Annotated in this window: 17 protein-coding genes; all 17 read left to right on the top strand. The window is 33.9% G+C overall.

The annotated features are described in order from the left end of the window. Positions 1–29: 29 nt before the first annotated feature. Entirely contained in the window at positions 30–1,103 is a 1,074-nt protein-coding gene (uxuA, locus tag KPL50_RS07015) for a mannonate dehydratase (RefSeq protein WP_216297748.1), read from the top strand. A 32-nt stretch (positions 1,104–1,135) separates the two neighbouring features. Continuing rightward, complete coding sequence (locus KPL50_RS07010) at positions 1,136–2,746, top strand: mannitol dehydrogenase family protein (protein ID WP_216297747.1); 1,611 nt, start codon at positions 1,136–1,138, stop codon at positions 2,744–2,746. 118 nt (positions 2,747–2,864) lie between these two features. After that, positions 2,865–3,836 carry a Gfo/Idh/MocA family protein gene (locus KPL50_RS07005; RefSeq protein WP_216297746.1) on the top strand — a complete coding sequence of 324 codons (972 nt, stop codon included), beginning with the start codon at positions 2,865–2,867 and terminating at the stop codon, positions 3,834–3,836. Positions 3,837–3,908: 72 nt separating this feature from the next. Next, a complete protein-coding gene (locus KPL50_RS07000) occupies positions 3,909–4,553 on the top strand; it encodes a bifunctional 4-hydroxy-2-oxoglutarate aldolase/2-dehydro-3-deoxy-phosphogluconate aldolase (RefSeq protein ID WP_216297745.1) in 645 nt (214 codons plus the stop codon). A gap of 81 nt (positions 4,554–4,634) precedes the next feature. Beyond that, a complete protein-coding gene (locus tag KPL50_RS06995) occupies positions 4,635–5,657 on the top strand; it encodes a sugar kinase (protein WP_216297744.1) in 1,023 nt (340 codons plus the stop codon). Between the two features lie 92 nt (positions 5,658–5,749). Next, positions 5,750–7,198: a tagaturonate reductase gene (locus KPL50_RS06990; protein ID WP_216297743.1), complete on the top strand. Its 1,449-nt coding sequence runs from the start codon at positions 5,750–5,752 to the stop codon at positions 7,196–7,198. A gap of 89 nt (positions 7,199–7,287) precedes the next feature. Continuing rightward, complete coding sequence (locus KPL50_RS06985; protein ID WP_216297742.1) at positions 7,288–8,775, top strand: UxaA family hydrolase; 1,488 nt, start codon at positions 7,288–7,290, stop codon at positions 8,773–8,775. A gap of 40 nt (positions 8,776–8,815) precedes the next feature. Continuing rightward, on the top strand, positions 8,816–9,241 hold the full coding sequence (locus KPL50_RS06980; RefSeq protein ID WP_216297741.1) for an HIT family protein: 426 nt from the start codon (positions 8,816–8,818) through the stop codon (positions 9,239–9,241). 262 nt (positions 9,242–9,503) lie between these two features. Then, complete coding sequence (locus KPL50_RS06975; protein ID WP_216297740.1) at positions 9,504–10,496, top strand: NADH:flavin oxidoreductase; 993 nt, start codon at positions 9,504–9,506, stop codon at positions 10,494–10,496. Positions 10,497–10,624: 128 nt separating this feature from the next. Beyond that, positions 10,625–11,425, top strand: coding sequence for a metalloprotease family protein (locus tag KPL50_RS06970; RefSeq protein WP_216297739.1), 801 nt, complete (start codon positions 10,625–10,627; stop codon positions 11,423–11,425). 649 nt (positions 11,426–12,074) lie between these two features. Further along, entirely contained in the window at positions 12,075–13,313 is a 1,239-nt protein-coding gene (locus KPL50_RS06965) for a DUF3798 domain-containing protein (RefSeq protein ID WP_216297738.1), read from the top strand. 141 nt (positions 13,314–13,454) lie between these two features. Next, positions 13,455–15,080: a sugar ABC transporter ATP-binding protein gene (locus KPL50_RS06960; protein ID WP_253200491.1), complete on the top strand. Its 1,626-nt coding sequence runs from the start codon at positions 13,455–13,457 to the stop codon at positions 15,078–15,080. Continuing rightward, the gene (locus tag KPL50_RS06955) at positions 15,068–16,102 is read left to right on the top strand and encodes an ABC transporter permease (RefSeq protein ID WP_216297736.1); all 1,035 of its coding nucleotides are present in this window, start codon (positions 15,068–15,070) and stop codon (positions 16,100–16,102) included. The genes KPL50_RS06960 and KPL50_RS06955 overlap by 13 nt, the downstream gene beginning before the upstream one ends. Before the next feature lie 3 nt (positions 16,103–16,105). Further along, entirely contained in the window at positions 16,106–17,215 is a 1,110-nt protein-coding gene (locus tag KPL50_RS06950; RefSeq protein ID WP_216297735.1) for an ABC transporter permease, read from the top strand. Between the two features lie 211 nt (positions 17,216–17,426). Further along, complete coding sequence (locus tag KPL50_RS06945) at positions 17,427–18,032, top strand: TetR/AcrR family transcriptional regulator (RefSeq protein WP_216297734.1); 606 nt, start codon at positions 17,427–17,429, stop codon at positions 18,030–18,032. 11 nt (positions 18,033–18,043) lie between these two features. Then, positions 18,044–18,748, top strand: coding sequence for an ABC transporter ATP-binding protein (locus tag KPL50_RS06940; RefSeq protein WP_216297733.1), 705 nt, complete (start codon positions 18,044–18,046; stop codon positions 18,746–18,748). A gap of 2 nt (positions 18,749–18,750) precedes the next feature. After that, positions 18,751–21,924 carry an FtsX-like permease family protein gene (locus tag KPL50_RS06935; protein WP_216297732.1) on the top strand — a complete coding sequence of 1,058 codons (3,174 nt, stop codon included), beginning with the start codon at positions 18,751–18,753 and terminating at the stop codon, positions 21,922–21,924. The last annotated feature ends 141 nt before the right edge of the window (positions 21,925–22,065 follow it).

The raw sequence follows: 22,065 nt of genomic DNA, 5'->3' as shown, positions 1-22,065 counted from the left end.
CAAAAATAAAAATATAGGAGGACAAGTTTATGAACATGACATTAAGATGGTTCGGTAGCAAGCACGACTCAGTTACACTAAAGCAAATAAGACAAATTCCAGGGGTTACAGGTGTTATTACAACACTCTATGATATTCCTGCAGGAAAAGCATGGCCTTTAGAGAATATTTTAAAATTAAAAGAAGAGGTTGAAGCTAGTGGACTCAAAATAGAAGGAATAGAAAGTGTAAACATTCACGATTCTATTAAAATAGGATTGCCTGAAAGAGAACAGTATATTGAGAATTATATAGAAACCTTAGAAAATTTAGGTAAAGCCGGTATTAATATGGTTTGTTATAACTTTATGCCTGTATTTGACTGGACTCGTTCAGACCTAGCAAAAATGCGAACAGATGGATCTACTGTTCTATCCTATGATCAAGATTTAATAGATAAAATTGATCCTCAAACAATGTTTGAAGAAATTGATAAAAATAGTAATGGATTTGTAATGCCAGGTTGGGAGCCAGAAAGATTAGAATACGTAAAAGAATTATTTGAGAAATACGAAGATGTTAATGAAGAAAAATTATTCGACAATCTTGTATACTTTTTAAATAAAATCCGTCCAGTTTGTGAAAAACACAATATTATGATGGCAATTCATCCAGATGATCCTGCATGGCCTGTATTTGATCTTCCAAGAATTATAAATAATAAAAAAAATATATTAAAACTCCTAAAAGCAGTAGATGCAGAATTTAATGGAATTACACTATGTACAGGCTCATTAGGTTCAAATCCGAGTAACGATATTTGTGATATAATCCGTAGCGCAAAGGGAAGAATCCATTTTGCACATGTACGTAATTTAATTCATCATGCACCAGGTAAATTTGACGAAGCAGCTCATTTATCAACGGATGGTTCATTAGATATGTATGAAATAATGAAAGCACTCCATGAAGTTTCCTTTGATGGACCAGTACGTCCTGATCATGGTCGTGCTATTTGGGATGAGGTTGCAATGCCAGGATACGGATTATACGATCGTGCACTAGGAGCTACTTACCTAAATGGGTTAATTGAAGCAATCGAAAAAGGGAGCAAAACAAAATAGTAGGAGAAATTAAAGTAAAGGAGGCAAATGACTTGAAACTAAGACAAGAAGAATTAAATAATAGAAAGCTTTGGGAAGAACAGGGTTTTGAATTACCTAAATTTGACCGAAACAAAATGATTAAAGATACTAAAGAAAATCCGCAGTGGGTACATTTCGGAGCAGGAAACATATTTCGTGCTTTCCCAGCAGCTGTTTGCCAGGACCTTTTAAATAAAGGGATATTAAATACAGGGATAATAGTTGCTGAAGGATACGATTACGAGATAATTGAAAAAGGGTATAAAAAATTTGACGACCTAAATGTTTTAGTAACTTTAAAAGCTGATGGAAGCTTAGAAAAAAAAGTAATAGGCAGTATTGCAGAGTCACTATGTGTAGATACAACTAATTTAGGTGACTGGAATAGATTAAAAGAAATCTTTGAAAGCAAGTCACTGAAGATGGTTTCTTTTACAATTACAGAAAAAGGATATAGTTTAGTTAATGGAAATAATGAAGTTTTAAAAGATGTAGCCAATGATTTTAATAACGGACCCTCTGCAGTAACAAGCTATATTGGTAAATTAGTAGCATTATGTTATAAAAGATTTAAACATGGCAGATTACCGTTAACATTGGTGAGTATGGATAACTGTTCTCATAACGGTACAAAACTGGAAAATGCTATTACTACGTTTGCAAAACAATGGACAGAGAATAAATTAGTAGAAGCTGAATTTCTAACTTATGTAACAGAGGAGATATCTTATCCTTGGTCTATGATAGATAAAATTACACCAAGACCTGCGGAGTCTGTTATAAATATGTTAAAGGAAGTTGGATTTGAAGATACAGAATTAATTATGACTTCAAAAAACACATTTATTGCAGCTTTTGTTAATGCCGAGGAACCTCAATATTTAGTTATTGAAGATAATTTTAAAAATGGCCGTCTTCCACTAGATCGTGGTGGTATCCTTTATACAGACAAGGAAACCGTAGATAAAGTAGAAAAAATGAAAGTTTGTACTTGTTTAAACCCTCTTCATACAGCATTAGCTATTTATGGATGTTTATTGTCTTACACTAAAATATCAGATGAAATGAAGGATAAAGAGCTTGTAACATTAATAGAAAAAATAGGGTATATTGAAGGATTACCGGTGGTTGTAAACCCAGGGATTATATCACCTAAGGAGTTTATAGATGAGGTAATGAAGGTTCGTCTACCAAATCCATTTATGCCTGATACACCACAAAGAATTGCTTGTGATACTTCACAAAAACTAGCTATACGTTTCGGTGAGACAATAAAAGCTTACGCTGAAAGTGATGACTTGAACGTTAAGGACTTAACATTTATACCTCTTGCTTTAGCAGGATGGTGTCGTTATTTAATGGGTATAGATGATGAAGGAAATTCATTTGAGCTAAGTCCAGATCCTATGCTTTCATCATTAACTCCTATATTAGCTGATGTTAAGCTTGATAAAGATTTTGATGTTCATGAGACTTTAATTAAAATTTTATCAAATAAATCTATTTTTGGTGTTGATTTATATGAAGTTGGTCTAGGCGAAAAAGTTGAAGCACACTTTAAAGAATTAACTGCTGGAAAAGGTGCCATTCGTTTAACTTTAAAAAAATACTGTAACTCTTAATCCCTAGAAAAGAGTAAAATTCCAGTTGTATACTTGACGAAAGTCAGCGATGAGAACTGCTGAAATACGTTTTGGCAGTTCTTCGTCGTTAAAATATAAAAGTTTATGAGGTGTAAAAATGCGTAAAATTAAATGGGGTATTATAGGAGCAGGTAACATGGCCCATAAATTTGCAGATGCTTTAAAAATACTTCAAGATGGAGAACTTGTAGCAATAGCATCACGTTCAAAGGAAAAATCAGAAGGTTTTGGAGAAGAATATGGTGTTTCAAAAGATAAATGTTACGGTAGTTATGAAGAACTCTCAAAGGATAAGAATATAGATGCAGTATATGTGGCAGTGCCAAATGTATTTCATAAGGAAATATGCATATTGTTTTTAAAGAATGGCAAGGCAGTGCTTTGCGAAAAACCTGTAGCTATGAATGAAGAGCAAACAAGAGAAGTTATAAAAGCTGCAAGAGATAATAAGATGTTTTTTATGGAAGCTATGTGGACTAGGTTTCTACCTATTTATGAAAGTGTTAATGCATGGATTAATGATGGATTAATTGGGGAAGTACGAATGTTCCAAGGAGATTTTGGAATTAGCAGATATTTAAGCCCTGATGGAATCAAACTAAACCCCAAATTAGGTGGAGGTGCCCTTTTAGATATAGGAGTATACCCATTATCACTGTGCCATTTCTTATTTGATACAGTTCCAAGCAAGGTTAAAAGTATTGCACATATTGGTGAAACTGGTGTAGATGTCCAAACTACTGTTAATCTTGGATTTTCAGATGGTAAAGTTGCTGCCTTTTGCTGTTCACTAAATGCTGCAACATCAGGAGTTGCACATATCATGGGAACTAAGGGAAGGATTGAACTTCTGCAATACTGGAAATGTGAAAGTGCTGTGTTATATTGTGATGAAAAAGAAGAAGAAGTGAGTATACCCCATAAATGCAATGGCTATGAATTTGAAATTCAAGAAGTTATGAATTGCATTAAGGGTGGTAAATTAGAAAGTGATAAAATGACCTGGAATGAATCTATTGAAGTTATGCATACAATAGATTTAATTAAAGCTCAGTGGGATGTTTCTTAGTGATATGAAATCTATAGCAAGCATTTTTAAAGCGTGAAAAAACATTAAAATATAATATAAGAGGTGTAAATAATGAAAAGATTAGAAATGATTAAAAAAATAAGTGACGCAGGCCTAGTAGCAGTTATAAGGGCAACTTCAAAAGAAGAAGGCATTAAAATTGTAGAAGCAGTTAAAAAAGGTGGAATAAAAGCTTTAGAAATAACAATGACAGTACCAGGTGCGGTAGATATAATCAAAGAATTAACTGAAATATATAAAGACGATGAAGATATGCTCATTGGGGCTGGAACTGTACTTGATCCAGAAACAGCAAGAGCTTGTATATTAGCTGGAGCAAAATACATAGTAAGCCCTAGTTTAAACGCAGAAACAGTAAAATTATGTAATAGATACAGAATAGCGGTAATGCCAGGTGTAATGACAGTAAAAGAAGCAGTAGAAGCCCTAGAACTCGGCGTTGAGATCATAAAGGTTTTCCCAGGAAATGCTTTTGGACCATCAATTATTAGTTCCTTTAAAGGACCTCTACCACAAGCTAACTTTATGCCAACAGGTGGAGTATCCCTTGATAATGTTAAAGATTGGATTAAGGCTGGTGCCGTAGCTGTGGGAACTGGTGGAGATTTAACAAAGGGTGCAAAAACTGGAGATTATGAATTAGTGACAGAAACTGCTGCAAAATTTGTAGAAGCGGTTAAGAAAGCAAGAGAATAGTAGTATTAGACTTAGATATAAACAAAAATAAATAAATGTGGTGGCACCTTGGTTGTCACTAACACTATAGGAGGAAATAATATGGGAAAATTTATAACTTTTGGTGAGATAATGCTTAGACTTGCGCCAGTAGGGTACGATAGATTTATACAATCAAAAGAGTTTGGAGCTGTTTATGGTGGAGGAGAAGCAAATGTGGCGGTATCACTTGCGAATTATGGTAAGGATGCATATTTCGTAACAAAACTTCCAAATCATGAAATAGGACAATCAGCAGTTAATGAACTTAGAAGATATGGTGTTAATACTGACATGATAGTTAGAGCTGGAGAAAGAGTAGGAATTTATTTCTGTGAAAAGGGATCTTCACAAAGGCCTTCAAAAGTAATATATGATAGAGCACATTCAGCTATTGCAGAAGCAAAAAGAGAAGACTTTAACTGGAAGGAAATCTTTCAAGATGCAGAATGGTTCCACTTTACAGGAATTACACCAGCACTTTCAGATGAATGTGCTGCCATTACTTTAGATGCAGTTAAAGCCGCTAAAGAAGCTGGAGTAACAGTAAGTGTAGACTTAAATTTCAGAAAAAAACTATGGAGTAGCGAAAAAGCAGGCAAGGTTATGGGAGAAATCGTAAAATATTGTGATGTAGTTATAGCAAATGAAGAAGACGCTGAAAAGGTCTTTGGAATTAGTGCAGAGAACACAGATGTTACAGGTGGAACCTTAAATGATGAGGGATATAAAAGTGTTGCAACAAAGCTTACAGAGAGATTTGGATTAAAATACGTTGCAATTACACTCAGAGAAAGCTTTTCAGCAAGCGACAATGGATGGTCTGCAATGCTTTATGATGGAACAGAATTTTATAGCTCGAAAAAGTATAAAATGCACATAGTGGATAGAGTTGGAGGCGGAGATTCCTTTGGAGCGGGACTTATTTATGGTTTAACATCTGGTCTTTCACATCAAGATTCACTTGAATATGCAGTGGCTGCTTCATGCCTCAAGCATACTGTAGAGGGAGATTTCAACCTTGTTGCTAAAGGCGAAGTAGAAACGCTTATGAATGGTGATGCTTCAGGAAGGGTGCAAAGATAGTAAAAGGGGATATGTAAGGCTATCCAACTCTTGAACAATTGATGGCGTTTATTGGTAAAAATAAAATAATTGAAAGATAATGGGGAATTAAAATGAGATTAAATAAGGAAACATATGCTGAATATAAAGAGTATCCAGAAAAGGTACTTCAATTTGGGGAAGGTAATTTTTTAAGAGCATTTGTGGATTGGCAGATTGATAAAATGAATAATGAGGCAGGGTTTAATTGTAGTGTAGTAGTAGTTCAACCTATTGAATTTGGCCTAGTAGATAAATTAAATGAGCAAGATGGGTTATATACTCTTTATTTACAAGGAATGAATGAAGGAAAAGCTATAGAAGAACATTCAGTTATAAATAGCATAAGCCGTGGAATAAATCCTTATACGCAGCACGCAGAATTTTTAAAGATAGCTGAAAACCCAGAATTAAGATTTGTATTTTCAAATACTACTGAAGCAGGAATTACTTTTGATGAAAATGATAAGCTTTGTGATAAACCGCAGAAAAGTTTTCCGGGAAAGTTTACAGCGCTTTTATATCATAGATTTAAATTTTTTAATGGAGAAAAGGCTAAGGGGTTAATAGTAATTCCTTGTGAGCTTATCGATAGAAACGGTGATAAACTTAAAAAAATAATTTTGGAGTTTGCAAAGCTTTGGAATTTAGAAACGGGATTTGCTACTTGGATAAATGAGGCTAATACTTTTTGCTCAACACTTGTTGACAGAATAGTTCCAGGCTACCCAAGAGATACAATAAAAGAAATAACGCAGGAGTTAGGATATGAGGATAACTTAGTTAATATTGGGGAGCATTTTCACCTTTTTATTATTGAAGGACCACAATGGATTGAAAATGAATTCCCAGTAAGTAAAGCAGGTCTTAACGTTAAATTTGTTAAGGATATGACACCATACAGAACAAGAAAGGTAAGGATACTTAATGGATCCCATACCTCACTTGTACCAGTAGCCTACCTTTATGGGTTAAATACAGTTTCGGAGGCTGTTGAGGATGAGGTAATAGGAAAATTCATTAAGGATACAATATACGAAGAAATAATACCTACATTAGACCTTCCAGCGGAAGAATTGAAGTACTATGCAGGAGTTGTTCTTGAAAGATTTATGAATCCTTTTGTTAAGCATTATTTAATGAGTATATCACTAAATTCAATGTCAAAGTATGAAACAAGAGATTTACCTTCCTTACTTCAGTTTGTAAAAATAAAGGGTGAACTTCCTAAAAGATTAGTATTCTCACTAGCTGCACTTATAGAATTCTATAAAGGCAAAAGAGGAGATGAAACAATTAAATTATCTGATGATGCGGATATTTTAGAATTTTATAAAACTCTATGGGATAAATCTGATGGAAGTGAAGAAGCCTTAAAAAAATTAGTAACTACAGTACTTGCATACAAAAAAGTCTGGAAGATGGATTTAAATGAAGTACAGGGGTTAACTGAGGCAGTAGCACATTATTTAATTAACATTGAGAAAATTGGAATTAATGAAGCGCTTAAAGAAGTTCTTTAACGACATTTCAGAAGGAAAGTCATCTCCCTTCTGAAGTCGTTAATATTGCAGCACCGCAGGTGATGATTTAAGGAGAGTGAGGAACACTCATGAAAAATATTATACAGATAAATGAAAATGATAATATAGTAGTAGCTTTGACGGATTTATCAGTAGGGGAAGTAATTTCTATAGGTAACAGTGAAGTAACAATAAAAGAAGCGATTAAAAGGGGTCATAAAATAGCTACAGAAGATATTAAAGTAGGGGAGAATATTGTGAAATATGGATTTCCTATAGGACATTCAATGCTGGATGTTTATGAGGGGCAATGGGTTCATACTCATAATATAAAAACAAATTTAGATGGTATAAAGGAATATAGTTTTAATCAAAAGCTTATAGAAAACAGTTTTACAGATAGAAAGCTAACCTTTAATGGCTACAAAAGAATTGATGGAAATGTAGGCATTAGAAATGAACTTTGGATAGTTCCTACCGTAGGCTGTGTAAACGGCATAGGAGATAGAATCATCCACAGGTTCAAAGAAATAGTAGGAAATGTTAGCATAGATAACGTTTCAGTTTTAAAGCATAATTATGGTTGCTCACAGCTTGGAGAGGATCATGTAAGTACAAGAACTATATTAGGTGATGCAGTTAAACATCCAAACAACGGCGGAGTTTTAGTATTAGGACTTGGATGTGAAAATAATGGTATGGCTGAATTCAAAAAATCACTAGGCGAGTTTAATGAGAAAAGGGTAAAATTCTTAATTTCTCAAGAAGTTTCAGATGAGATAGAAGAAGGGGCGAGACTTCTTGTAGAACTTTATGAAATTATGAAAGAGGACAAAAGGGAAGCTTGCAGCTTATCAGAACTTAAAATAGGTTTGAAATGCGGCGGATCTGATGGGCTTTCTGGTATAACTGCAAACCCTCTTGTGGGAAAATTTTCGGATTTTCTTGTAGCTCAAGGCGGCACCACAATATTAACAGAGGTACCAGAAATGTTTGGAGCAGAAACTCTTTTAATGGCTAGATCAGAAAGTGAAGAGGTATATAACAAAACAGTTCACTTAATTAATGACTTTAAAGAATATTTTATGCAGTATAATCAGCCAGTGTATGAAAATCCTTCTCCAGGAAATAAAGAAGGAGGCATAACTACGCTTGAAGATAAATCACTAGGATGCACACAGAAAGCAGGTACCGCTACAGTTGTGGATGTTCTTAAATATGGAGAAACACTAAAGAAAAAGGGCCTTAATCTTTTAAGCGCACCAGGTAATGATTTAGTGGCCTCCTCTGCATTAGCGGCTTCGGGTTGTCAAATGGTTCTTTTCACAACGGGAAGGGGCACTCCGTTTGGAAGCTTTGTACCTACAATTAAGATCTCAACAAACAGCCAAATATACAAATTAAAGCCTCATTGGATTGATTTTAATGCTGGAAGTTTAACACGAGATAAGTCATTAGAATCTTTGGTTGAGGAATTTATAGACTATATAATCAAAGTAGCTAGTGGAGAATTAGTGAACAATGAAGTGAATAACTTCAGAGAACTCGCTATTTTCAAGAATGGAGTTACACTTTAATTATTTTTAAGAAAAATTATTGAAAAAGGAGAAATAAAATATGAGCTTGGATAATGATTGTTTTTACTGCACTGGAGATGAAAGAATTACGAATTTAATGATTGAAATTTGTAAGCTTGAGGCTTCTACTTTATATTTATTTAAAGAGCAGACTTATAAGGGCAGATGTGTTGTAGCATATAATGGCCATAAAAGTGAGCTTTTCGATTTAAATGATGAAGAGCGTTCACTTTACATGAAAGATGTAGCAAGAGTTGCAGGTGCTTTAAGCAAAACATTTTCACCAGATAAAATCAACTATGGTGCTTATGCTGATAAGATGACTCATCTTCATTTTCATATAGTTCCTAAATATGAGAATGGACCTAGCTTTGGAGGAACATTTGAAATGTCACCTAATGATAAAGTCCTTCTTAAAGATGAAGAATATAATCAGTTAATGAACAAAATCAAAGAAAACTTATAAAGTGAATAGAATAACAGAGCCTGGTTTATTATTGTCTGGGTTCAAAAACACTCTGAAAGTTTTCAGAGTGTTTTTATTTTTTTAAACATAAGGCTAGTAAAAATGATAACATATTAGTTAATAATTATGTAGACGAAAATAATGATCTTAGAAATATTAATTAAGACCTTATGAAGCTAGAGTGTATGTGATAAAATAGTTAAATAAGGATTTAATATGCCAACAAAAATTAGAAATATAATATTAGCTAGGAGGATAAAAAATGTCATATTTACTTAAACCACTAGAACAATGTAAGTTAACTTTTAAAAATAGATTGGTTATGCCGCCCATGGCTACTTCTAAAGCTCAGCAGGATGGAAGGGTAAGTAAAGATATATTGGAATACTATGATGAAAAATCACAAGGTGGATATATATCATTGATTATTATAGAACATAGCTTTATAGCGCAAAAGGGAAAGGCTAGCGAAAGACAGCTTTCTATAGCAGATAATGGTATTGTGGAAGACCTAAAAGAACTTGCAAATATTATTCACAAAAATGGCTCTAAAGCAGTAATGCAAATTAATCATGCTGGAAGTGCAGCAAATAAAGAGGTCACAGGATATGAGCCAGTTGGACCTTCTGCTATAGCTAATCCACGCACAGGTAATGTTCCAAAGGAACTTACTAAAAATGAAATTAAAATTATAATCGGAGAATTTGCGGATGCTGCGTTGCGTACAAAAGAAGCGGGCTTTGATGGAGTGGAGATTCATTCTGCTCATGGATACCTTTTAAATCAATTTTTTTCTCCACTTTCTAATAAAAGAGGAGACGAATATGGTGGAGAAATACTCGGAAGAATTAAAATTCATTTAGAAATTATTAAAGCCGTAATAGACGCTGTGGGCAAAGACTTCCCCATTTTGCTTAGGTTAGGTGCTTCTGATTATATGGAAGGTGGAAGTACTATTGATGATAGCAAAGCTGCAGCCTTAGAATTTGAAAATGCAGGAGTAGATGTTCTCGATATTTCAGGGGGATTTTGTGGGTATACGGTGACCGGTAATACTAGTCAAGGATATTTTTCACCCTTAACTGAGGCTATTAAGGAAGTTGTGTCAATTCCAGTTATACTCACTGGTGGAATTACTGACGCTCATGCAGCTGAAAAACTTCTTTCAGAAGGTAAAGCAGATCTTATTGGTGTAGCCAGAGCTATATATAAAGACTCTAAGTGGGCTAAAAGGGCTATTGAAAGTCTTAAATAAATATTTCAAAAGAGAAGGATTGTCTAAAGTAAAAACTTTATTGCAAACTACCTAAAAAACAAGTATAAGGGAAGCTCAAAAGGCTTCCCGTATGATATGAGCTTAGCCAAATTTGAAAGGATGATTGCATGAATTTCTTACTAAACACAGTAATAAAGACAATAATTGATACCTTATATTTGACAGGAATGATAATTCTAGTAGGCTTTATACTTGGATTTTTGAGGGATCATTCAATGGAAAATTTCCAAAGAAGTTTTGGCTGGAAGGCAGTTGCCATTACAGCGATTATTGGTGTCCCCATTCATGAAATGTCCCATGCTATCTTCTCTGTTCTCTTTGGACATAAAATTAAGAAAGTGGTACTACTACAAAAGAGGGATGAAAATGGCGTACTGGGGTATGTAAGCCATGCCTATAATCCTAATAGTTTATATCAACAAGCGGGTAATTTTTTTATAGGAATTGCACCTATCTTCGGAGGAATTTCCGTTATAATTGCACTAATGCGCGTAATGATTCCTAAGACATACAATAAATTTATAAATATATCTTTAAATAATTTGAATATAACTAATATAAATCAGGAATCAATAAAGATCATACTGAATTCTTATATTGATTTAATAAAAACAATCTTTTCAATGAACAACTTTGCGAATCCATACTTTATACTATTCTTATTTTTAGCTATATGTATTTCATCTCACATATCCTTAAGTTCTGCGGATATTAAAGGTGCGAGTAAGGGATTAATTATAATATTCTTATTAATATTAGTTGTGAATGTACTTGGATTTTCAAGATTTTTTATTGCTGAAAGTATATTAAAATATAACATTGTGTTAATAGGTTTTCTTATAGTGTCCTTGATTTTTTCTAGCATAACCTACCTTGTAAGCTTGCTTATATCAACAATAAAACACTAATATAATTTAAAAGTAAAGGACAAAGTAAAAGCACTCAATCTTTTGTGATTGAGTGCTTTTCTATATCTATATAAGAACCAAATGCATAACCAATTAATTTAAGGGTCATTGTATTATTGAATAACAAAGCATTAAATTACCGAAAGCAAGAAAAACTGCATAATATAACAAACGTTTAACATATACTTGTTAGAGGCGAGAATTAAAAAGTTCATATATTAGGATGACCTTTAGACTATGCTAGACACCTTTTTTATGGTTGTGAGTTCATAATTTATATATATCTTGACAAAAAATATTAAACCTTGTAATATTATAAATAATAATAATCTGAATAAATGAAATATTTAATAAGTTGAATTTTTGATTAGATGATAATTCAATTGATTGAAGAAAATGGACAGACTATTTATCGGAAAAAAGGTTTTTATAGCAAAACAAGGAATAATACAGAGAATAAAGAAGCAAAATCAGAATATGAATTATTATAGCAATGAATTTCTCTGAAATTATTCAAAAATTTATACAAGCTACAACTTGGATGCTAAATTCTTTGTAAAATTAATTCCTTTTGTGGGGAAGCTATTAGACTTAGAATTTTTGTATTATAAATGAGCTATGCTCTGAAAAATAAAAAGGGGGATTCTAGATGTTAAAAAAATCATTAGCAATTGGTTTAAGTTTAATGCTAACATTTGGTATGGTAGGCTGCGCAAGAAAAACACCTACAACAACACCTGAAACAAAAACACCTGCTGTAACTGAGGCTAAAAAGATGCATATTGGTATTGTTACTGGTACTGTATCACAAGGTGAAGATGATTTGCGTGGTGCCGAAGCAATGATTAAAAAGTATGGCGATGCTGCTTCCGGCGGAATGATAAAGCATGTTACTTATCCAGATAATTTTACGCAAGAACTAGAAACTACTATTTCAACAATTACTGGACTAGCAGATGATGCAGACATGAAAGTAATCGTGGTAAACCAAGCAGTTCCAGGTACTGTTGCAGCATTTACACAGATTCGTGAAAAAAGACCTGATATATTACTATTAGCTAACTCTTCTCAAGAAGATACTGCTATGATTGAAGCAGTTTCGGATTTAGTTGTTGACCCTGATAACGTAAATCGTGGATACCTAATGATACTCGCTGCTAAAAAGATGGGCGCAAAAACTTTCGTTCACATTTCTTTCCCAAGACATATGAGTATAGAACTTCTTTCACTCAGAAAAAACATTATGGAACAAGCTTGTAAGGACTTAGGAATAAAATTTGTATTTGAAACAGCTCCAGACCCAACGAGTGACGTTGGAATTCCAGGAGCACAACAATTTATTCTTGAAAAAATGCCTGCATGGGTTGAAAAATATGGAAAAGATACAGCATTTTTCTGCACAAATGATGCTCAGACAGAACCATTATTAAAACGTGTTGCAGAACTAGGCGCTATATTCGTAGAACCAGATCTACCTTCACCAGTAATGGGATATCCAGGAGCATTTGGTATAGATTTAAAAGCAGAAGCTGGAAATTGGCCTGAAATTCTTAAAAAAGTTGAATCTACTGTAGTTGCTAAAGGTGGCTCTGGAAGAATGGGTACATGGGCATTCTCTTATGGTTACACAGCTTCTGAAGGTTTAGTAGAATATGGTAAGAATGTAGTAGAAGGTACAATGAAGAAGGGAAATCTTGCTGATGTAATAAAGGCATTTGGTTTATACACACCAGGTGCTGAGTGGAATGGATCATTGTATACAGACCGAGTTAGTAATAAAGAGATTTCTAACCACATAATGGTTTATCAAGATACTTATGTATTTGGAAAAGGATACCTAGGTAATAGTAAAGAAGTAGTTCCGCCAGTATATAAGACCATAAAATAAGTTAAAAAACATTGAACATTTGGAAGCGGTCTATATAGACTATTCTAAATGTATTATTATAACCAAATAAGTGTGAATTGCTTTGCCTGCATATGTGTGCAAAGCAATTTTCCTTATGTTGGAATATAAGAGGTGAATTTATTGTCTACAAATAATGTACTACTTAAAGTAGAAGGTGTTGGCAAAGAATATGACGGAAACAGGGTGCTTAAAGATATAAGTTTCACACTTGAAAAAGGAAAAATATTGGGACTTGTAGGAGAGAATGGAGCAGGGAAATCTACACTGATGAATATCTTATTTGGTATGAAGGTGATTTCCGAAACTGGAGGCTACGAAGGTTCTGTTTATTTAAATGGAGAAAAAATCAAATTTAAAAGCCCCGTTGATGCATTAAAAGCAGGAATAGGAATGGTACACCAAGAATTTTCACTAATTCCTGGGTTTACGGTAGGAGAAAATGTACTTCTTAACATGGAAAAGACCAAGAAAAGTTTGCTTTCAAAGGTCCTAGGTAAACGGGTAGAAACTATAGATTTACCAGAAATTCGAAAGAGTGCTCAAAAAGCAATAGATACATTAGGAGTTCAGCTAGATACAGAAACTTTGGTATCCGACATGCCAGTTGGACATAAGCAATTTATAGAAATAGCACGTGAAATTGACAGAAGTCAAGTTAAACTTATTGTTTTAGATGAGCCAACTGCAGTACTTACAGAATCGGAGGCTGAGATTTTACTTAAATCAATGAGACTGCTGGCTGATATAGGTATTTCTATTGTATTTATATCCCACAGACTTCATGAAATAACATCTATTTGCGATACTATTGTTGTACTTCGTGATGGGTTAGTTGTGGTGGAAACACCATCAGAGAGTGTGGATGTAAGACAGATTGCTGAATGGATGGTGGGTAGGGATGTTGATGCAGAAGCCAAACATATAAGGCCCCTAGTAAAAATTGATGAAAAGGATATAATTTTCGAAGCTCGAAAGCTTTGGGTGGACATGCCTGGTGAAACAATTAAAAATGTGTCATTAAAGCTTCGTAGAGGTGAAATCTTAGGTATTGGTGGTCTTGCAGGGCAAGGGAAGCTTGGAATTCCTAACGGAATTATGGGACTCTTTGCGAGCGGTGGGGAGATTTTCTTCGAGGGTAAAGCACTCCAATTAAACAATACGCTAAATGCGCTGCAAAGTGGCATAGTGTTTGTATCTGAGGATCGTAGAGGTGTTGGACTACTTTTAGATGAACCTATTGACTGGAATATTGCTTTTAATGCCATGCAAGTTCAAAATAAATTTCTTAAAAGTTATTTAGGGGGGGCGATTAAGTGGCGTGACGAGAAAGCTATGAAAGCATGTGCCCTGGAATATATAAAGTCATTAGAAATAAGGTGCACTAGCGAACGTCAAAAGGCAAGAAATTTATCAGGGGGAAATCAACAAAAGGTTTGCCTTGCAAAGGCATTCGCCATGAATCCCAAGCTATTGTTTGTCTCTGAACCGACCCGTGGTATTGATGTTGGAGCAAAAAAATTGGTTTTAGATGCATTAAGAAAATATAACGAAGAAAACAACACAACTATAGTTATAATATCCTCAGAACTGGAAGAACTTAGAGCTATTAGTGATAGAATAGCTATTGTTTGTGAAGGAAAAATATTTGGTATTTTGCCACCAGATGCTCCAGTGGTTGATTTTGGGTTATTAATGGCCGGAGAATTTCAAATAAATGAAGAAGGTGAAAAAATATGGCTCAGATAAATAAATTCATCAAAAACTTTGGATGGGCTCGCATAATCATTGCCAGTTTCCTTTTAGCATTATTTATTGTGGCTCCTATTTTCGGGGTAAGGGTTGATACATCTTTAAATGATGTTATTGTGCGTTTTGGTATGAGTGGAATCATGGTACTTTCTATGGTGCCTATGATTCAATCAGGATGCGGTCTGAACTTTGGTGTTCCAGTGGGCCTTATATCAGGAATGATGGGAGCTGTGGTGAGCCTAGACTTTAAGCTTACAGGTATGGCAGGGATTGGAGTGGCCTTTTTAGTAGGCCTGGCCATGGCCGCAGTTTTGGGTTTTCTTTATGGATTGCTTTTAAATCGTGTTAAAGGCGATGAAATGATTATAGCCACATATGTGGGTTTCTCATTCGTATTTTTAATGAACATAATGTGGCTCAAACTTCCCTTTAAAAATCCAGCAAGTGTTATGGGATTCAAAGGCGAGGGGCTCAGAACCACAATTAGCATTGAAGACTACTGGATACATGTACTTAGTGATATCTTAAAAATTGACGTTTCTAAATATCTAATTATACCTACAGGAATGATTTTATTTTTTATTCTTATGTGTTTGATAGTTTGGGGGTTTTTTAAAACAAAGCTTGGCACTGCTATTACAGCGGTGGGCTCTAATCCAGATTATGCAAGGGCTTCAGGAATTAATATTAATAAAATGAGACTAGTATCAGTAATGCTGTCAACAATGATAGCAGCAGTTGGTATGATTGTTTTTCAGCAAGGCTTTGGTTTTGTTCAAATGTACAATGCACCAACATCGTTTGTATTTTCATCGGTGGCAGCGGTTCTACTTGGAGGCGCTTCCGTTAACAAAGCAACCATTACCAATGTAGTTATTGGAACGTTTTTGTTTCAAGGTATTGTGACAATGACGCCGTCAGTTATAAACAGTGCCATTAATATTGATGTATCTGAAATCATCCGAATAATTGTTTCTAACGGATTGGTTGTATATGCACTGACTCGGAAAGGGAGGTAAGTCATGAAATTTGATAAGAAAAAAATAGGCCCATTACTTACGGGTAGTGTTGTGCCATTAATGTTTTTAATCATCAGCATAATAGCAATACCGCTTTCGGGGTATTCTGGAAGTTTTTTGGTGGATCAGATTATTACCAGGCTGGCAAGAAACTCTTTCCTAGTACTATCATTGCTGCTTCCTATTATGGCGGGAATGGGTATCAACTTTGGGATGGTTTTAGGTGCTATGGCAGGTCAAATTGGATTGATATTTATTACTGACTGGGGTATTACAGGAGCTCCAGGGCTACTCCTTGCGGCACTTGTTGCACTTCCTATAGCTATAGGTCTGGGATATTTTTGTGGTGTGGTACTAAATAGGGCTAAAGGCCGTGAGATGGTTACTGGCATGATTCTAGGTTTTTTTATTCTGGGTGTTTATCAATTTTTTCTTTTATACCTGTGCGGATCTATAATTCCATTTAAGACTAGTTCACTGCTGCTTTCTAAAGGGTATGGTGTACGTAATGCCTTGAACTTGGGTGTAGCTAAAGGATTTGATCACCTAATTTTATTAAAAATAGGTGATATAAGTATTCCAGTTGGAACCTTTTTGATTATAGGTTTGATTTGTGTCTTCACTGTTTGGTTTAGAAAAACAAAACTGGGTCAGGACATGAGAGCTGTAGGACTTGACATGAGTGTATCTGATACTGCAGGAATTGCTGTTGATAAGACACGTATTCAGTCCATCATAATTTCAACAGTCCTTGCTTGCTTTGGACAAATAATTTATCTGCAAAATATAGGAACTATGAACACTTATAATGGAGCAGATCAAGCAGGCCTTTTTGCAGCTGCATCACTTTTAGTTGGCGGTGCAACGGTTGCTAAAGCTTCTATCCCAAATGCCATTTTTGGTACTGCACTGTTTCATTTAATGTTTATAGTTATGCCTATGGCAGGTAAAAACATTACTGGGTCGGCTATGGTTGGTGAATACTTTCGTATGTTTATATCCTATGGGGTTATTACCATAGCGCTAGTTCTACATGCTTGGAAACGACAAAAGGATAAAGAGATGGAAAGGCATAGTTTTCAGCTAGATATGGAAAAACAGTCTGCTAAATGATGTGTTAGAATTATATTAGTAGAGCTTGTATTAAAGAAATAAGCCCTAGAGTGAGAAGTAAACTTCTGGCTCTAGGGCTTATATTTTTTATTTAATATATCTTTATACTATTTCCAGTAATTATAGTTGTCAAGTAATAAAAATTTCCATTATAGGTATTGAAGTTTTATTTTAAAAAGAGTATACTACAAAAGAGAACGGAGGTTTTCTAATGCAATATTTGAAATATGAAGTCAGAAAAAATATAGTAGAACAAGCGCTAAAGCAATTTAAAGAAATGGGATACAAAGGTACATCTATAAGGGGTATAGCTGTGAATTCTCAAACATCAGTGGGAAATTTTTATAAATATTTTCATAGTAAGGATGATTTGTATGAAAAATTGATTGGCTCTGTGTATGAAAGATTAATGGATTACATTAATCAATTTAATAAAGTGGAGATAAACGAAAAGGCAGATGAAATCTTTTATGAATTAATGGAAAAAATAATGGAGATATTCAAAGGCAGCAGCACAGAAATAACAATATTACTTAATAAAAGCGAAGGTTCTAAGTATGAAAACTGTAAAAAAACCTTTGTTGATTTCATAACTAGAATAGTATCTGAAAAAATGAAATATGAGCTATTACTCCAGGGCAAAAAACTTAAAAATAATTTTATTATATATCTTATGTCCTATAATCTTGTGGAGAGTATCTCTATAATACTTAGAGAAAAAGAGGATGGTGGAGAAGTTAGAAAGCTTATCCTTGATATAATAGATATATTTTATGGTGATATTAAAGGCAAGTTAGATTGTGAAAATAATGATTAGGAGATAAAAAAATGAAAAATTTTATAGAACTAAAAAATGTAAAAAAGACTTATCACATGGGAGAAGTTATTATTAAAGCAGTAGATGATGTTTCATTTTCTATAGAAGAGGGTGAATTTGTAGTGGTTATTGGCGCTAGTGGTGCAGGAAAAACCACAATACTTAACCTTCTAGGAGGTATGGATCAGGTTACAAGTGGAAATATTCTTGTAGATGGTAATGAGATAAGCGAATATAATAAAAAAATGCTTACGAAGTATAGACGTGACGAAATAGGTTTTGTATTTCAGTTTTATAATTTAGTACAAAATTTAAATGCGATCGAGAATGTAGAGCTTGCAGTTGAGATATGTAAAAATCCAATGAACCCTGTGGATGTACTTACTAATGTAGGGCTTAAAGATAGGATGCAAAATTTTCCGTCCCAACTTTCTGGAGGAGAACAACAAAGAGTTTCCATAGCAAGAGCCCTTGCTAAAAATCCTAAGTTGCTTCTTTGTGATGAACCCACAGGTGCATTGGATTATAATACTGGTAAATCAATACTTAAGCTATTATCTGATACATCGAAAAAACATGGAATGACAGTTATAGTTATTACTCACAATTCTGCTATAACTCCTATTGCTGACAAAATAATAACATTAAGAAGCGGTAAAGTTGAAAGTGTAGTTAAAAATAATAATCCAATGTCCATAGAAAAATTGGAGTGGTAAAAATGAAAAAAACATTTTTTAAGAATTTATTTAGAGATATTAAACACACACTTTCAAGGTTTTTATCTATAGTAATAATTATTGCAATGGGAGTGGCTTTTTATGCTGGAGTTCGCGCTACTAGTCCAGATATGAAAACATCAGCAGATTCATATTTTAATGAAACAGAGTTTATGGATTTTAAATTGATTTCTACACTCGGGCTTACATTGGATGATGTAAAACAGGTGGAAAAACTAAAAGATGTAAAAAAGGTGGAGGGTTCATACTCAATAGATGCCATAGTTGAAAAAGACAAACATGAACTGGTGATTAATGTTAATTCAATTCCCTACGAAGACGGTATAAATAAGATGAAAATTGTTTCAGGAAGAATAGCAGAAAATAATAATGAAGCCGTAGTAGAAGAAAGGTTTTTAAGCGAAAATAAATTTAAAATAGGTGATGAGATAGAACTTAAATCTGGTAAAGATACTAAAATAGGGGATGACTTAAAAATAAGTAAATTCAAAATAGTAGGAGCTTCACTGTCACCTCTATATTTATCAGCTCAAAGGCAGCTAAGCTCTATTGGAAATGGCTCAACTCGAGGGTTTATACATATTAAACCTGAGGTGTTTAAGAACGAAGTTTATACTGAAATTTATGTTAAACTTAATAAGGTAGAGTCAAAAGATAGCCTTTTATTAAATAGCGAATATAAAAATGTAACTGGTGATATAGAACAAAAGCTAAAAGAGCTTGGGGTTATTAGAAATAAAGTTAGGTATGAGCAGGTAGTAGGAGAAGCTCAAAGTAAAATAAATACAGCGGAAGGGAAAATAAACCTGTCTAAAAAAGAAGCAGGAGATAAATTTGCAGAAGGCTATAAAAAATTAAATGATGCAAAAATTAAAACCCAGCAGGGAAAAGTAGAACTTGCAAGAAATCAAAAGATTTTTAATCAGAAAGAAGCTCAGGGTGAAATTCAAATTGCAGAGGGTAAAAACCAACTTACTGCAAGTCAAGAGAAACTTAATATAGGGAAGGTGCAAGCTGCAAATAGTATATCATCCTCCATGGCATTAAAGGTTGCAGATGCGAAAAAACAATTAGATGCAGACCCTACTAATCCCATATATGTCGCTCAGTTTAATGGGATAAATCTAATATATGAAAAAAACATCCAGGGAAAAGATTTTGATACCATGTACAATTCATTAAAAAGTAATGGTGTGTTAGATCAGGTGAAGCCTTATTTTGATATTGAAATATTAAAGACCAATTTTGATAAGTCACAATCACAAATTGATGCGGGACGGGATGAATTAATTAAGCAAGAAAGATTACTGCAAAAGGCAAAGAAAGATCTAGACGCAGGAAGCAAAAAGCTTGATGATGCTGAGAAAGAAATTGCTGCAAACATGAAAAAAATAAAGGCTGAAGAAGAAAGCGCCAACGCTAAAATAAATGATGCTGTACTAGAAATTCAAAAAAATAAGGACAAAATTGCAGATATTAAATCTCCAGAGTGGTATGTACTTGGAAGAAGCGCTAACCTGGGATATGAAACCTATAGGCAAGATAGTGATAGGATAGACAATATAGGTAAGGCCTTTCCACTTATATTTTTCCTCGTGGCAGCCTTAGTTAGTCTTACAACCATGACAAGAATGGTAGGAGAAAATAGAATTGAAATTGGAACTTTCAAAGCGCTTGGATATTCAAGAGGGGCTATAGTTTCACACTATTTAATATATGCACTATCGGCCAGTATAGCTGGAAGTATATTAGGGGTATCCTTTGGATTTAGACTGTTTCCACCGCTTATTATGAATGCCTATGGCTCACTTTATTCTATTCCGAATTCATTAACGCCCTTTAATACTGGGCTAGCATTCCAGGCTTCATTAATAGCTATATTCTTTACTACGATAGCAGCAGTTGCGGCAACTCTTGAAGAATTAAGAGAAGCGCCAGCATCACTAATGAGACCAAAGCCGCCAAAGGCTGGTAAGACTATATTGCTGGAAAGAGTAACTTTTATATGGAAAAGATTAAGTTTCACAAAAAAGGTTACTGCCAGAAATATATTTAGATACAAACAAAGACTTTTCATGACAGTAATAGGAATTGCTACCTGCACAGGCCTTATGATAACAGGCTTTGGCCTTAAGTCAGGAATAATAGGTGCTGTAGAAAGTCAATTTACGAATATATATAGATATGATATGCAGTCAACACTTAAGAAAAACATAGAGTATAATCAGAAAGTCATAACAGAAAAAAAAATAATGGAAGATACCAATGTTAAATCAGTTTTATTTACCTATACAAAGAACGGAACAGTGGATGTTGATAAATCTGGTAGAGAAGATGCCTACGTGGTGGTTACAGATCATAAGGAAAAGCTAAATAATTATATTAATCTTACAAAGAAGGGTAGCGCGCTGAACCTAAGTGAAGATGGTGTAATCATTACTGAAAAACTATCCAAGCTTATGGATAAAAAGATTGGAGATACCTTTGAAATAACCCTGAATGATAAAGTGGTAAAAGCTAAAATTACAGCTATTACCCAGCATTATGTGCAACATTATATTTATATGAGTGCTGATTATTACAAAAAAATAACAGGGAGTAACCTGGAGTTTAATGGGTTTTATGGACTTTTGAAATCCACCACAGAAAGCTCTGAAAATAGCACCTCAAAGTTACTAACAACAATAAAAGATGTAGGCTCCATAAGTTATAAAAACAACATGCACTTTGATTTTAATAAAACCACAAAAAGTATAAATTCAGTGGTGCTTGTGTTAATAGTGTCCGCAGGAGTTCTTGCTTTTGTTGTAATATATAATCTTACAAATATAAATATAAATGAACGAAAAAGAGAACTGTCTACAATAAAGCTTTTAGGTTTTTATAATAATGAGCTTGCCTTATATATATACCGAGAAAATATCATATTAACGGTTATAGGAAGCTTAACTGGAATAGCTGTGGGCATACTTTTAAACAGTTTTGTAATAAATACTTCAGAAACAAACGTAATGATGTTTATGAGACACATTGATCCTATTTATTTTCTATATTCAGTATTAATTACAATTTCCTTTTCTATAATTGTAAACTTAGCTATGTATAGAGAATTTGGGAACATAGATATGATTGAATCACTTAAAAATGCAGAATAACACTAAGAATACAAATATATAAATAAGTCCGAGAAGTAATCTATATGATTTTTCTCGGGCTTTTTATCATTAATATTCTTTTTCGAGATTCTTAAAAGATAATTTAATATGGGTCGTGGGAAAATAAGGGATAATTGTAAA

Origin of the sequence: Clostridium sp. CF012, from assembly GCF_018861755.1 — a bacterium.
GTDB lineage: Bacteria > Bacillota > Clostridia > Clostridiales > Clostridiaceae > Clostridium_AD.
The sequence above is the reverse complement of the archived record's forward strand: the minus strand, read 5'-3'. Positions and strand labels throughout refer to the sequence as shown.

Excerpts from the sequence above, each read along its gene's own strand:
- KPL50_RS06940 (WP_216297733.1), top strand. The coding sequence starts at position 18,044 with ATGAAAAATTTTATAGAACTAAAAAATGTAAAAAAGACTTATCACATG.
- KPL50_RS06945 (WP_216297734.1), top strand. The coding sequence starts at position 17,427 with ATGCAATATTTGAAATATGAAGTCAGAAAAAATATAGTAGAACAAGCG.
- KPL50_RS07005 (WP_216297746.1), top strand. The coding sequence starts at position 2,865 with ATGCGTAAAATTAAATGGGGTATTATAGGAGCAGGTAACATGGCCCAT.
- KPL50_RS06990 (WP_216297743.1), top strand. The coding sequence starts at position 5,750 with ATGAGATTAAATAAGGAAACATATGCTGAATATAAAGAGTATCCAGAA.
- KPL50_RS06975 (WP_216297740.1), top strand. The coding sequence starts at position 9,504 with ATGTCATATTTACTTAAACCACTAGAACAATGTAAGTTAACTTTTAAA.
- KPL50_RS06995 (WP_216297744.1), top strand. The coding sequence starts at position 4,635 with ATGGGAAAATTTATAACTTTTGGTGAGATAATGCTTAGACTTGCGCCA.
- uxuA (WP_216297748.1), top strand. The coding sequence starts at position 30 with ATGAACATGACATTAAGATGGTTCGGTAGCAAGCACGACTCAGTTACA.
- KPL50_RS06950 (WP_216297735.1), top strand. The coding sequence starts at position 16,106 with ATGAAATTTGATAAGAAAAAAATAGGCCCATTACTTACGGGTAGTGTT.
- KPL50_RS06955 (WP_216297736.1), top strand. The coding sequence starts at position 15,068 with ATGGCTCAGATAAATAAATTCATCAAAAACTTTGGATGGGCTCGCATA.
- KPL50_RS07000 (WP_216297745.1), top strand. The coding sequence starts at position 3,909 with ATGAAAAGATTAGAAATGATTAAAAAAATAAGTGACGCAGGCCTAGTA.
- KPL50_RS06935 (WP_216297732.1), top strand. The coding sequence starts at position 18,751 with ATGAAAAAAACATTTTTTAAGAATTTATTTAGAGATATTAAACACACA.
- KPL50_RS06970 (WP_216297739.1), top strand. The coding sequence starts at position 10,625 with ATGAATTTCTTACTAAACACAGTAATAAAGACAATAATTGATACCTTA.
- KPL50_RS06980 (WP_216297741.1), top strand. The coding sequence starts at position 8,816 with ATGAGCTTGGATAATGATTGTTTTTACTGCACTGGAGATGAAAGAATT.
- KPL50_RS06985 (WP_216297742.1), top strand. The coding sequence starts at position 7,288 with ATGAAAAATATTATACAGATAAATGAAAATGATAATATAGTAGTAGCT.
- KPL50_RS06965 (WP_216297738.1), top strand. The coding sequence starts at position 12,075 with ATGTTAAAAAAATCATTAGCAATTGGTTTAAGTTTAATGCTAACATTT.